The sequence below is a fragment of the Klebsiella sp. MS 92-3 genome (genome assembly GCF_000195655.1).
Taxonomy (GTDB): Bacteria; Pseudomonadota; Gammaproteobacteria; order Enterobacterales; family Enterobacteriaceae; genus Klebsiella; species Klebsiella pneumoniae.
Genome location: NZ_GL882758.1, coordinates 20,633 through 34,283, shown reverse-complemented (window position 1 = coordinate 34,283; position 13,651 = coordinate 20,633). Strand labels below are relative to the sequence as shown.

10 protein-coding genes are annotated in these 13,651 nt (G+C 60.6%); 6 read left to right on the top strand and 4 right to left on the bottom strand.

Going from position 1 to position 13,651, the window contains the following annotated elements; all coding sequences use genetic code 11:
• Window positions 1–1,155 (bottom strand): efflux MFS transporter KmrA (kmrA, locus tag HMPREF9538_RS21525; RefSeq protein ID WP_032457011.1); only part of this gene is annotated, 1,155 nt, incomplete at its 3' end.
• A 123-nt stretch (window positions 1,156–1,278) separates the two neighbouring features.
• On the opposite strand from kmrA, the gene HMPREF9538_RS21530 reads away from it, so the two are divergent.
• The 6 genes from HMPREF9538_RS21530 to narI all read left to right on the top strand — a co-directional run bounded on the left by HMPREF9538_RS21530 (window position 1,279) and on the right by narI (window position 10,179).
• The gene (locus HMPREF9538_RS21530; RefSeq protein ID WP_004888643.1) at window positions 1,279–1,854 is read left to right on the top strand and encodes a TetR family transcriptional regulator; all 576 of its coding nucleotides are present in this window, start codon (window positions 1,279–1,281) and stop codon (window positions 1,852–1,854) included.
• A 174-nt stretch (window positions 1,855–2,028) separates the two neighbouring features.
• Complete coding sequence (locus tag HMPREF9538_RS21535) at window positions 2,029–3,411, top strand: NarK family nitrate/nitrite MFS transporter (protein WP_009484270.1); 1,383 nt, start codon at window positions 2,029–2,031, stop codon at window positions 3,409–3,411.
• A 114-nt stretch (window positions 3,412–3,525) separates the two neighbouring features.
• Window positions 3,526–7,266 carry a nitrate reductase subunit alpha gene (locus tag HMPREF9538_RS21540; RefSeq protein WP_009484269.1) on the top strand — a complete coding sequence of 1,247 codons (3,741 nt, stop codon included), beginning with the start codon at window positions 3,526–3,528 and terminating at the stop codon, window positions 7,264–7,266.
• Entirely contained in the window at window positions 7,263–8,807 is a 1,545-nt protein-coding gene (narH, locus tag HMPREF9538_RS21545; RefSeq protein WP_009484268.1) for a nitrate reductase subunit beta, read from the top strand. Before HMPREF9538_RS21540 ends, narH begins: the two co-directional genes overlap by 4 nt.
• Window positions 8,807–9,502: a nitrate reductase molybdenum cofactor assembly chaperone gene (gene narW, locus HMPREF9538_RS21550; protein ID WP_004180106.1), complete on the top strand. Its 696-nt coding sequence runs from the start codon at window positions 8,807–8,809 to the stop codon at window positions 9,500–9,502. Before narH ends, narW begins: the two co-directional genes overlap by 1 nt.
• Window positions 9,499–10,179: a respiratory nitrate reductase subunit gamma gene (gene narI, locus HMPREF9538_RS21555; RefSeq protein WP_009484267.1), complete on the top strand. Its 681-nt coding sequence runs from the start codon at window positions 9,499–9,501 to the stop codon at window positions 10,177–10,179. Before narW ends, narI begins: the two co-directional genes overlap by 4 nt.
• 300 nt (window positions 10,180–10,479) lie before the next feature.
• On the opposite strand, the gene nhoA is transcribed toward narI, so the two are convergent.
• The 3 genes from nhoA to HMPREF9538_RS21565 form a co-directional block, all read right to left on the bottom strand.
• Window positions 10,480–11,325: an N-hydroxyarylamine O-acetyltransferase gene (gene nhoA, locus HMPREF9538_RS0127020; RefSeq protein ID WP_020316421.1), complete on the bottom strand. Its 846-nt coding sequence runs from the start codon at window positions 11,323–11,325 to the stop codon at window positions 10,480–10,482.
• 76 nt (window positions 11,326–11,401) lie between these two features.
• A complete protein-coding gene (locus HMPREF9538_RS21560) occupies window positions 11,402–13,057 on the bottom strand; it encodes an ABC transporter permease (RefSeq protein ID WP_004189832.1) in 1,656 nt (551 codons plus the stop codon).
• Between the two features lie 57 nt (window positions 13,058–13,114).
• Window positions 13,115–13,651: extracellular solute-binding protein (locus HMPREF9538_RS21565; protein ID WP_009484263.1), on the bottom strand; the 537-nt coding region annotated here is incomplete at its 5' end.

Here is a 13,651-nt window from a genome sequence, read left to right as displayed (position 1 = left end):
CGCTTTCTCCTTCGGCGCTGCCGCCATAATCGCGGAACTGGAGGCCAGCAGCGCGCTGGCCACGCTAAAGCCCAGCAGAGTCATCAGCCCCCAGGCCAGCCACTGCTGGGTACTGAAATCGGTCAACGCCAGGCCGAGAAAGCTGAAGGCGCTGAGCAGCATCCCGCCGGTCGCCACCTCGCGCAGCCCAAGCCGCGACACCAGCAGGCCGGCAATCGGGCCGCTGAAGCCGCTGGCCACCATTACCGGCAGCATAAATATCCCCGCCTCGAACGGCGTTTTCTGGTGCACAAACTGCAGCTCCTGGGCCATCAGCAGCTCAAAACCGACCAGGGTAATCAGGGCCGTCATCGCCATCATCACCCCGCTTAAGATTATGCGATGGGTGAACAGGCGCATATCCACCATCGGGCGGGCCGCCGACAGCTGCTTGCGGATAAACCAGGTTAACATCGCCGCCCCGCCGAGCGCCACCAGCGCGGTGAGCCACAGCGCCAGCTGGCCCTTCAGCGCCGATTTCGCGCTAAACACCAGCATCAGGATCGCGGCAATCAAAACGAGCGCCTGCAGTAGATTGAGCGGCTGTTCGCGGCGCGCGGGCTGGCGCGGCACCACTTTCGCGTTAATCGCGATAACCACCAGCACGATCGGCACATTGATCAGGAACACCGACCCCCAGTAGAAATGCTCCAGCAGGATACCGCCCACCAGCGGGCCGAAGGCCGCGCCGCCGGAGCCGACCGCTGCCCACAGCCCCAGCGCCATATTGCGCTGGCTGGCCTCGGCAAAGGTGCTGCGGATCCCGGCCAGCGTCGCCGGGACGATCATCGCCGCTCCCACCGCCAGCAAAGCGCGTGAGGCAATCAGCGTCATGGCCGTCGGCGACAGCGCGGCGCACAGCGAGGCGATGCCAAAAATGGCGCTGCCGAGCAGCAGCAGGCGCTTAAAGCCGATCTTATCGCCAAGGGCGCCCATCGGCAGCACCATCCCGGCCATCACTAATGAGTAGATATCAATGATCCACAACAGCTCATTGCCGCTGCTACCCAGCGCCACGCTGAGGGTCGGCGCGGCCACATGCAACACCGTAGCGTCAATCGCCACCGGAATATAAACCAGCAAAATCGCCATCAGCGTCATCCATTGCCGTGACATAGCTTGTACCTCAATCAATATTGAATATTGGACACACGTCCAGGATGGCGATCCTGCCGGATTGTTGAACACATGTCCAACTTTTTGTTACACTCGGCCAAAGCCAGATGACAGTGGGGTTCTATGCACTATTTACAACGTGATGCGCGACGGGAAGGGATTATGCAGGCCGCCATGCGCCTGGCGCTGCGCGGCGGCTTTGCCGCCATGACCGTGCGGCAGATCGCCCGCGAAGCCCAGGTGGCCGCCGGGCAGCTGCACCACCACTTCACCTCCATCGGCGAGCTGAAAGCGCAGGTTTTCATCCGCCTGATCCGCGAGATGCTCGACATGCCGCTGGTGGCTGAGGACGCCAGCTGGCGCGAGCGCTTGTTCTCGATGATCGGCAGCGAGGATGGCCGACTGGAACCCTATATCCGCCTGTGGCGCGAAGGCCAGGTGCTGGCCGACAGCGATCCGGACATCAAAGCGGCCTACCTGCTGACCATGAATATGTGGCATGCCGAGACCGTCGCCATCATCGAGCAGGGCCTCGCCAGCGGCGAATTTCGGTCGGCTGAGCCTGCGGCGGATATCGCCTGGCGCTTTATCGCCCTGGTGTGCGGCCTCGACGGGATTTATGCGCTGGACGCGCAGGCCCTGGATGAGGCGGCGTTTAGCCGCTATGTAAATAAGATGATTACGCTGGAGTTGTTTTAGGCATATTTACATTTAGTAACAATTAATTCCGCTACGCTTACCACGTGCTCTCTGTCAGCACGTTTTTTTTATCTACGCTTCATAGATAACGCAAATTAAGCGTTATTCACTATCCCCTTGTATTCAGCTGTTGACCTTATTTATTTACTCCTTTCCGGGCAAGTAGAGGGCAATATGTCGGTGCAGAATGATAAAGATAATCATTACCTTTTGAACAACTGGCGGCCTGAAAACAAGGCGTTCTGGGAAAATAAAGGCAAAGCCATTGCGCGAAGAAATCTATGGATATCAGTGGCCTGTCTGCTACTTGCTTTCTGCGTATGGATGTTATTCAGCGCCGTAGCGGTCAATCTCAATAAGGTCGGTTTTCAATTCACCACCGACCAGCTTTTTTTATTAACCGCCCTGCCTTCACTTTCCGGCGCGATATTACGGGTCCCCTACTCCTTTATGGTACCCCTTTTTGGCGGGCGCTACTGGACCGTATTAAGTACCGTTATCCTGATCGTGCCTTGTATTTGGTTAGGGGTGGCAATCCAGAATATTACTACTCCGTTCTGGGTATTTATTATTATTGCGCTGCTGTGCGGTTTTGCCGGAGCGAATTTTGCTTCCAGCATGGGAAATATCAGTTTCTTTTTCCCCAAAGCGAAACAGGGCAGCGCGCTGGGAGTCAACGGCGGCCTTGGCAATCTGGGCGTAAGCGTGATGCAGATGGTCGCCCCGGCGGTCATCTTCCTGCCGCTCTTCACCTTTCTCGGCGTCCATGGCGTCACCCAGCCCGATGGTTCGACAATCACCCTGAGTAATGCGGCGCTCGTCTGGGTACCGCTGCTGCTGCTCGCCACCGTCGCGGCATGGTTCGGCATGAACGATATCGCCGGTTCAAAGGCCTCGATTCGCGATCAGCTTCCCGTGCTCAAGCGACCGCATATGTGGCTGTTAAGCCTGCTCTATCTGGCGACGTTTGGCTCGTTCATCGGCTTTTCCGCCGGCTTTGCCATGCTGGCGAAAACCCAGTTTCCCGCGGTCGATATCCTCAAGCTCGCCTTCTTTGGACCGTTCATCGGCGCGCTGGCGCGCTCGTTCGGCGGGATCATCTCCGACCGTCTCGGCGGCGTGCGGGTGACGCTGGTTAACTTCGTCCTGATGGCGCTGTTTACCGGCCTGCTGTTTCTGACCCTGCCAGGCAGCGGCTCCGGCAGCTTTCTCGCTTTCTACGTGGTGTTTATGGGGCTCTTTTTAACCGCCGGTCTGGGAAGCGGCTCCACCTTCCAGATGATCGCCGTCATCTTCCGCCAGCTCACCATCGACAGCGTAAAACAGCGCGGCGGCAGCGATGAAGAAGCGCAGCACGAGGCGGTGACCGATACCGCTGCCGCGCTGGGCTTTATCTCGGCGATCGGCGCCATCGGCGGCTTCTTTATTCCGAAAGCCTTCGGCACCTCGCTGGCGATGACCGGCTCACCGGTTGGCGCGATGAAAGTCTTTTTTGTCTTCTATGTGGTTTGCGTGCTGGTGACCTGGCTGGTCTACGGCCGCCGTAAACCCGCTTAACCATAACGATTTATCTGCCGGATAGCGGCTTACGCCTTATCCGGCCTTACGAGTTCGTTCGCTCATCCGGCCGGGTGGCACGATGCCGGACATCATCGGAGCAGGAGAAATGTCATGAGTAAACTTCTGGATCGCTTTCGCTACTTTAAGCAGAAGGGCGAGACCTTTGCCAACGGCCACGGCCAGGTCTACAACAACAACCGTGACTGGGAAGATAGCTACCGTCAACGCTGGCAGTTCGACAAAATTGTCCGCTCCACGCACGGTGTGAACTGCACCGGCTCCTGCAGCTGGAAAATTTACGTCAAAAACGGCCTCGTTACCTGGGAAACCCAGCAGACCGATTATCCGCGCACCCGGCCGGATCTGCCAAATCACGAACCGCGCGGCTGCCCGCGCGGCGCCAGCTACTCCTGGTATCTCTACAGCGCCAACCGCCTGAAGTACCCGCTGGCGCGTAAACGACTGATTGAGCTGTGGCGCGAAGCCCTGGCGCAGCATCCCGACCCGGTCCTGGCATGGGATAGCATCATGCAGGATCCGGCAAAAACCCGCAGCTATAAAGCGGCGCGCGGCAAAGGCGGTTTTGTCCGCTCCAGCTGGAAAGAGCTGAACCAGCTCATCGCCGCCGCCAACGTCTGGACCATCAAACATTATGGCCCGGACCGCGTCGCCGGCTTCTCGCCGATCCCGGCGATGTCGATGGTCTCCTACGCCGCGGGCACTCGCTATTTATCGTTGATTGGCGGCACCTGCCTGAGCTTTTATGACTGGTACTGCGATCTGCCCCCCGCCTCGCCGATGACCTGGGGCGAACAGACCGACGTGCCGGAATCCGCCGACTGGTACAACTCCAGCTACATTATTGCCTGGGGCTCCAACGTGCCGCAGACCCGAACCCCGGACGCCCACTTCTTTACCGAAGTGCGCTACAAGGGCACCAAAACTATCGCCATCACGCCGGACTATTCGGAAGTCGCTAAGCTCTGCGACCAGTGGCTGGCGCCGAAGCAAGGCACCGACAGCGCGCTGGCGATGGCCATGGGCCATGTGATCCTCAAAGCCTTCCACCTCGATAACCCGAGCGATTACTTTCTCAACTACTGCCGGACCTACACCGACATGCCGATGCTGGTGATACTCGAGCCGCGCGACGACGGCAGCTATACGCCGGGCCGTATGCTGCGTGCTTCCGACCTGCTTGACGGTCTCGGAGAAAGTAATAACCCGGAATGGAAAACCGTGGCTTATAACAGCGACGGCGAACTGGTGGCGCCGAACGGCTCCATCGGCTTTCGCTGGGGCGAAAAAGGCAAATGGAATCTCGAACAACGGGCAGACGGCAAAGATGTCGAGCTTAAGCTGTCGCTGCTGGATATTCGCGACAGCGTGGTGTCGGTGGGCTTCCCCTACTTTGGCGGCAACGAAAACCCGCATTTTCGCAGCGTAGCGCAGTCACCGGTGACCCTTCACCCGCTACCGGCTAAACAGCTGACGCTGGCCAGTGGCGAAAGCGGCCTGGTGGTCAGCGTCTATGACCTGATTCTGGCCAACTACGGTCTGGATCGCGGGCTTGACGATGTCAATGCGGCGAAGGATTTCGCCGAGGTCAAAGCCTATACCCCGGCATGGGCGGAGCAGATCACCGGCGTACCGCGTCAACATATCGAACAAATCGCCCGCGAGTTTGCCGATACGGCGCATAAGACCCACGGCCGCTCAATGATTATCCTCGGCGCCGGGGTGAACCACTGGTACCACATGGATATGAACTACCGCGGGATGATTAATCTGCTGGTATTTTGCGGCTGCGTCGGCCAGAGCGGCGGCGGCTGGTCGCACTATGTCGGTCAGGAGAAACTGCGCCCGCAGACCGGCTGGCTGCCGCTGGCGTTCGCCCTGGACTGGAGTCGTCCGCCGCGGCAGATGAACAGTACCTCTTATTTCTACAACCACGCCAGCCAGTGGCGCTACGAAAAACTGACCGCGCAGGAGCTGCTGTCGCCGCTGGCCGACGCCAGCAAATTTAGCGGCAGCCTTATCGACTTCAACGTCCGTGCGGAACGGATGGGCTGGTTACCCTCTGCGCCCCAGCTCAACATCAACCCGCTGACCATTAAGCAGCAGGCCGAGGCCGCCGGGCTCTCCCCCGCTGAGTTCACCGTCCAGTCGTTAAAATCAGGCGATATTCGCTTTGCCGCCGAGCAGCCGGATAGCGGCAAAAACCATCCGCGCAACCTGTTTATCTGGCGCTCAAACCTGCTGGGATCGTCCGGTAAGGGGCATGAGTACATGTTGAAATACCTGCTCGGGACCGACAGTGGTATTCAGGGTGATGAACTGGGCGCCAGCGATGAGGTAAAACCTGAGGAAGTCGAGTGGCAGACCGCGGCGATTGAGGGCAAACTCGACCTGCTGGTGACCCTCGATTTCCGCATGTCCAGTACCTGTCTCTTCTCCGATATTGTCCTGCCGACCGCCACCTGGTATGAAAAAGACGATATGAACACCTCGGACATGCACCCGTTTATCCACCCGCTCTCCGCCGCCGTCGACCCGGCCTGGGAGGCGAAAAGCGACTGGGAGATCTACAAGGATATCGCTAAATCCTTCGCGCAGGTCTGCGTCGGCCATCTTGGCAAAGAGACCGATGTGGTGCTGGTCCCGCTGCAGCATGATTCCCCCGGCGAACTGTCGCAGCCGTTCGAGGTGCTTGACTGGCGCAAGGGCGAATGCGATCTGATCCCCGGGAAAACAGCACCGTCGATTGCCCTGGTGGAACGCGACTATCCTGCCACCTGGGAACGCTTCACCTCTCTCGGCCCGCTGCTCGATAAGCTTGGCAACGGCGGGAAAGGCATTTCGTGGAATACGCAAAGCGAAGTCGATTTCCTCGGCAAGCTTAACTACGTCAAGCCCGACGGTCCGGCCAAAGGCCGGCCGCGGGTCGACAGCGCCATTGACGCCTCCGAAGTTATTCTTAGCCTCGCCCCGGAAACCAACGGCCAGGTGGCGGTGAAAGCCTGGCAGGCGCTGGGAGAGTTTACCGGCCGCGATCATACCCATCTGGCGCTCAATAAAGAGGATGAGAAGATCCGCTTTCGCGATATTCAGGCGCAGCCGCGCAAAATTATCTCCAGCCCGACGTGGTCGGGACTGGAAAGCGAGCACGTCTCCTACAATGCCGGTTATACCAACGTGCATGAGCTGATCCCATGGCGCACCCTCTCCGGCCGCCAGCAGTTGTATCAGGACCATCCGTGGATGCGCGCCTTCGGCGAAAGCCTGGTAGCCTATCGCCCGCCCATTGATACCCGCAGCGTCAGCCAGATGAAGGCCGTGCCGCCAAACGGCTTTCCGGAAAAAGCGCTGAATTTCCTGACGCCGCACCAGAAGTGGGGGATCCACTCCACCTATAGCGAAAACCTGCTGATGCTGACGCTGTCGCGCGGCGGGCCGATCGTCTGGCTTAGCGAAACCGACGCGAAAGAGCTGGGCATTGAAGATAACGACTGGATTGAAGCGTTCAACGCCAACGGGGCTCTCACCGCGCGGGCGGTGGTGAGCCAGCGGGTGCCGCCGGGGATGACCATGATGTACCACGCTCAGGAACGGATTATGAATATCCCGGGTTCGGAAGTGACCGGTCGTCGCGGCGGCATTCATAACTCGGTAACCCGCGTCTGTCCGAAGCCAACGCACATGATTGGCGGCTACGCCCAGCTGGCCTATGGCTTTAACTACTACGGCACCGTCGGATCGAACCGCGACGAGTTCATCATGATCCGCAAAATGAAGAATATTGCCTGGCTGGATGACGAAGGTCGCGATCAGGTACAGGAGGCGAAAAAATGAAAATCCGTTCTCAGGTTGGAATGGTGCTGAATCTGGACAAATGCATCGGCTGTCACACCTGCTCGGTCACCTGTAAAAACGTCTGGAGCAGCCGCGAAGGCATGGAGTACGCGTGGTTCAATAACGTGGAGACCAAACCGGGCATTGGCTACCCCAAAAACTGGGAGGACCAGGATCAGTGGCAAGGCGGCTGGATCCGCGGCATTAGCGGTAAGCTGACGCCCCGCCTCGGCAATCGGGTCAGCGTGTTATCGAAGATTTTCGCCAACCCGGTGCTGCCGGCGATCGACGATTACTACGAACCCTTTACCTACGACTACCAGCACCTGCACAACGCGCCGGAGGGCAAATATCTGCCGACCGCCCGCCCGCGCTCGCTGATCAGCGGCGAGCGTATGGATAAGATTAGCTGGGGCCCGAACTGGGAGGAGCTGCTCGGCGGCGAATTCGAGAAACGCGCCCGCGACCGTAACTTCGAAGCCATGCAAAAAGAGATGTACGGCCAGTTCGAAAATACCTTCATGATGTATCTCCCGCGCCTGTGCGAGCACTGCCTCAATCCGAGCTGCGTGGCCACCTGCCCGAGCGGCGCCATCTACAAGCGTGAGGAAGATGGCATCGTACTGATCGATCAGGACAAATGCCGCGGCTGGCGGATGTGCATCAGCGGCTGCCCGTACAAAAAAATCTACTTTAACTGGAAGAGCGGTAAGTCGGAAAAATGCATCTTCTGCTATCCGCGCATTGAGTCCGGGCAGCCAACGGTCTGCTCAGAAACCTGCGTCGGGCGCATCCGCTATCTTGGCGTACTGCTGTATGACGCCGACCGCATTGAAGAGGCGGCCAGTACCGAACATGAAACCGACCTCTATGAGCGCCAGTGCGAGGTGTTCCTTAATCCAAACGATCCGGCGGTCATCGAGGAAGCGCTAAAGCAAGGCATCCCGCACAACGTCATTGAGGCGGCGCAGAAATCGCCGGTCTATAAGCTGGCGATGGACTGGAAGCTGGCTCTGCCGCTGCATCCGGAGTATCGCACCCTGCCGATGGTCTGGTACGTGCCGCCCCTGTCGCCGATCCAGTCGGTTGCCGACGCCGGCGGCTTACCGAGCAACGGCAACATCCTGCCGGCGGTTGAGAGTCTGCGCATCCCGGTGCAATACCTGGCGAATCTGCTGAGCGCCGGCGATACCGGACCGGTCTTGCGCGCGCTGAAACGGATGATGGCGATGCGCCACTACAAACGCTCGCAAACCGTCGAGGGCGTCACCGATACCCGCGCCATTGAAGAGGTGGGCCTCAGCGTTGAGCAGGTCGAAGAGATGTATCGCTATCTGGCGATCGCCAACTACGAAGACCGCTTCGTGATCCCCACCAGCCATCGCGAACTGGCGGAGGATGCCTTTCCGGAACGTAACGGCTGCGGCTTTACCTTCGGCGATGGCTGCCACGGGTCAGATACGAAATTCAACCTGTTTAACAGCCGGCGGATCGACGCCATCGACGTCAGCGGCGTGCGTAAGCATGGGGAGGGCGAGTGATGCGGATCCTGAAAGTGATCGGTCTGCTGCTGGAGTACCCCGACGAGTTACTGTGGGAGAACCGCGACGACGCCCTGGCGCTGGTCAGGGCCGATGTCCCTTCCCTGACGCCGTTTGTCAGTGAGCTGCTGACGGCTCCGCTGTTGGATCGCCAGGCCGAGTGGTGCGAGGTGTTCGAGCGCGGGCGCGCCACCTCGCTGCTGCTGTTTGAACATGTGCATGCCGAGTCGCGAGACCGCGGCCAGGCGATGGTCGACCTGATGAATCAGTATCAGCAGGCGGGTCTGCAGATCGATTGTCGCGAGCTGCCCGATCATCTGCCGCTGTATCTGGAGTACCTCAGTATTTTACCCCCCGCGGAGGCGCGCGAAGGGCTGCAGAATATCGCGCCGATTCTGGCGCTGATCGGCGGCCGCCTGAAGCAGCGAGCCTGTCCGTATTATCAGCTGTTTGACGCCCTGTTGGCGCTGGCTAAAAGCCCGCTCACCAGTGACAGTGTCACAAAACAGGTGGCGGGAGAAAAGCGCGACGATACCCGTCAGGCGCTGGACGCCGTGTGGGAAGAAGAGCAGGTGAAGTTTATCGAAGATAACGCGACCGCTTGCGACAGCTCGTCGATGCAAGCTTATCAACGACGCTTTAGTCAGGATGTGGCGCCGCAGTACGTTGACATCCGCGCCGGAGGCCCGAAATGATCCAGTATCTGAACGTCTTCTTTTATGATATCTACCCTTACCTGTGCGGCACCGTGTTTCTGGTGGGCAGTTGGCTGCGCTACGATTACGGGCAGTATACCTGGCGCGCCTCATCCAGCCAGATGCTGGATAAGCGCGGGATGGTGCTATGGTCGAACTTATTTCATATCGGCATTCTCGGCATCTTCTTCGGCCATCTTTTTGGCATGCTGACCCCGCACTGGGTCTACTCGTGGTTCCTGCCGATGTCGCAGAAGCAGCTGATGGCCATGATCCTCGGCGGCATCTGCGGCGTGCTGACCCTGGTCGGCGGTATCGGCCTGCTGATGCGCCGCCTGACCAACCCGCGCATTCGCGCCACCTCCACGACCGCGGATATTTTGATCCTGTGCATTCTGCTGATTCAGTGCGCGCTGGGGCTGACGACCATCCCCTTCTCCGCCCGGCATCCGGACGGCAGCGAAATGCTCAAGCTGGTGGACTGGGCGCAGGCGGTGGTCACCTTCCACGGCGGCGCCTCAGCGCATCTGGACGGCGTGGCGTGGATTTACCGCGTCCACCTGGTGCTGGGGATGACTATCTTTCTGATCTTCCCCTTCACCCGTCTGGTTCACGTCTGGAGTGCGCCGGTGGAGTATTTTACCCGGCGTTACCAGGTGGTACGCTCCCGCCGCTGAAGGCTGGCGGCCCCAGCCATGCCCGTTTACCGGTAGCCCGGACGAGGCGCTCGCGCCGACTCCGGGTCATATTTTTCAGCCCCGGTTCCAGCCTTTATGCCGGATGGCGGCTACGCCTTATCCGGCCTACAGGGGCCTCTCAAAGGCTCATACCTCCCAGGCCCGCGCAAGCGCAGCGCCGCCGGGCAAGATATCAGGCACGGCACCTGTAATTTCGCCGGGTGGCGGCTGTCGCCTTGCCCGGCCTACAGGGTCGTCTCACAGGCCCGGTGGCGCTGCGCTGACCGGGCCTGAGGAGAGTTATTTCCCGGCTTCCGGATGGGTATCGAACGCCGCCATTACCGCCGCCAGCGCCGCTTCACTAAAGCCATGTTTAGGATCGTCCACGCCCAGCCCGAAGCGGGTCTGCAGCGCTTCATACAGCGCGGAGACATCGGCAAAATCGATCTTCTCCACCACATGGTTATTCTCCCAGTGGGTAAAGTGGAAATTGGTGAGGGTCATTTTGCCGCCGTCCGGCAGATGACGGCACATCAGCAGATGGTGCCGGAAGTGGGACTGCGGCCAGTGCGCCGACCAGAAGTTGCCCATCACATAATCAGACGCATACTGGCGGCCTAAATCGAAATGATACATCGACTGCCAGTGTTCGTGATGGTTGAACTGCAGCGTCCACTCATCCCCTTCATGCACCAGACGATAGCTGCCGTGCGGCGTTTGCTGTGGGATATCGGCCAGCAGTTTGATCGGCGCGGTCAGCGTCTGGCCGCCGAAGCCGACGTCGGCGATCCAGCGCTCCCCCGCCACCTCCACCAGCAACAGACGGTGAGTACGCGGCGGCATCTGCGGCGGGTTGGCCAGCACCACGCGGCCCAGCAGGCTGCGGACGTTAAAGCCTATCTCGCGCAGCGCGCGCTCCAGCAGGCCATTCTGTTCAAAACAATACCCCCCGCGGCGGCCGGCGATCAGCTTCTCTTCCAGCGCCCCATCGTCAAGGTGGATTTCACGCGGCAGCAGGACGTCGAGGTTTTCAAAGGGGATGGCGCTGTTATGCTGCAGATGCAGTTCCCGCAGGGTATCAATGGAAACATCAGGCTCACCCGTCCAGCTCAGACGGGAAAAATAGGCGCGTAAAAAGGGACTCATCAGGGCCTCCAGCTGTAGGTGTCCGACATTTATAGCCTATTTTTCCGCGCCGACCGTCTTTTTTGTGCGCTTAGCGTTAACCGCACGTGCGGCGCTGCATCAGCGCCAGCGCCGTCAGCATCAGGACCAGACCGGTCAACAACGTCAGGCTGGCCATCGCCATGCCCTGACCGACGGAACCCTGTTCGAACTGGCGCCAGATAAACACCGCCACGGTTTGCGTACCGGCCGGAGAGAGCAGCAGCGAGGTCACCAGCTCCCGGGAGGCCACCGCGAACACCATCAGCATCGCCGCCAGCAGCGCCGGAAAGACCAGCGGCAGGACAATCAACCGCAGCGCCTGCAGTGGCGACGCCCCGTGCACCCTGGCGGCGGGCTCAAGGTTCGGGCCCAGCTGGCGCAGCGCGCTGCCGACATAGCGCACCGGCCAGGGCAACAGCAGGCAGCAATAGGAGAGCAGCAGCATCCACAGCGTGTTATAGGGCGAGCGCGGCCAGAAGGGCTGATTCCACAGCAGGATCAAACCGACCCCCACCACCACGCCCGGCAGCGCCGCCGGCATCAGCGACAGCGCGTCCACCATCCCGCGCCCTTTAATCTTCTGCACCATCACCAGCCAGGCGGCCAGCAGGCCCAGCGCGCCGACGATTAGCGCCGAACCCAGGGCTAGCGACAGGCTGGTGCCGAGGGCCGACAGGGCATCTCCCTGCTGGTCAAACAGCGCCGCGAAATGACGCAGCGTGACATTCTCAACACTCACGCCACCGGAGAGCGTGCCCATCACGCTGGTGAGCATCATCGAGACGGCGGGGACGCCGACCGCCAGGCCGCCGACGGCCGCCATCGCCAGCACGGCGGGCAGCGTCATCCAGCCCAGCGATGCCCCGTGGTTCTCCCCCGGCTTACCGGTGACGCTGGTGACCTCTTTCTCCCCCACCAGCCGCCTTTGCAGCCACCAGGCGAACAACGCCACCGCCATCAGCAGCAGCGACAATAGCGCGGCGCCAGGGAGATCCACCGGCCAGTCGGCCAGCTTTTTCTCAATACCGACCGTCAGCATCACCACTCCCGCCCGGCTGCCCAGCGCCGCCGGTACGCCAAACTCCTCGATGGCGAGGGTAAACGCCAGCAGCATCCCCGCCGCCAGCGCCGGAGAGAGCATCGGTAGCGTCACGTGCCAGAAGGCGCGCCAGGCGCTGGCGCCATGGACGCGGGCGACCACCGCCAGCCGGGTCCCGCTCGCCAGCAGGCTGCGGGAGACGGCAAAGTAGACCACCGGAAATATATTAAAGGTCATCACCAGCACGATCCCGCTGCGGCTGAACAGCAGATCGTTCAGCTGCCAGCCGGTCAGCTGCTGCAGATAGCCCTGGCTTTGCAGGGCCAGCATCCAGGAGAGCGCCGAGATATAGGGCGGCGTCAGAAAGGGGATCAAAAACAGGAGATCCCACAGCCGGGGCAGCGGCAGCGAAAACATACCGCGCAGGATGCCGAGCGGCAGGCCAATCATTACGCTGACCAGCGCCACGCCGGCGGCGATCCACAGCGTACCGCCGAGCATCGCCGGCAGCTGAGGATCGGCCAGCAGCGCCGGGATGCCGCCAAAGGCGTCCCCGAGCGAACCGGCGCTAAAATGGGGAAAAATCGCCTGCAGCACAATAAACACTAACGGTAACGCGACCAGCATCACCAGGGCGGCAAGGGTCGCGCCGGAAAGGAATGTTTGTTTCACAACCGGTTCCTGAAGCTGAGGGTCCTCCGGCGGCCAGCGCCGGAGAAACGGGATCAATTACTGCGCGTACAGCTGACTGAAGCGGGCGAGCACGGCGCCCCGCTCGCTGCTGCCCTCGCTGGTGGTGGGCAGCACCTTCAGCGCGTCCAGTAGCGGACGTTTGGCCGCCACGTCGCGGCGGGCGGGCATCAGCCAGGCATCGGCAACCCTCGCCTGACCTTCCGGCGACAGCACATAATCGATAAAGGCTTTGGCATCGTCGGCATGCTGGCTGGTTTTGAGGATCATCATCGGGCGCGGGGCAATCACTGTTCCGCTGGCCGGGAAGATCACCTTCAGCGACTCGCCCTGCTGAATATTGCCGTAGGAGACATAATCCACCGCGCCAAATACCGCCGCTTTCGCCCCCTGCATCACCGGCGTCACCGCCTGGGCGTTGGGTCCGCTGACCACCATGCCGTTCTTTTTCAGATCGTCAAACAGTTGCCAGGCCTGGTCGCCCATGCTGTTTTGCAGCCCGATCAGCAAATCCAGCGACGCGCCGGAGAGCGCCGGGTCGGGGGTTGTCACCTTGTCTTTAAACGCCGGCTGGGG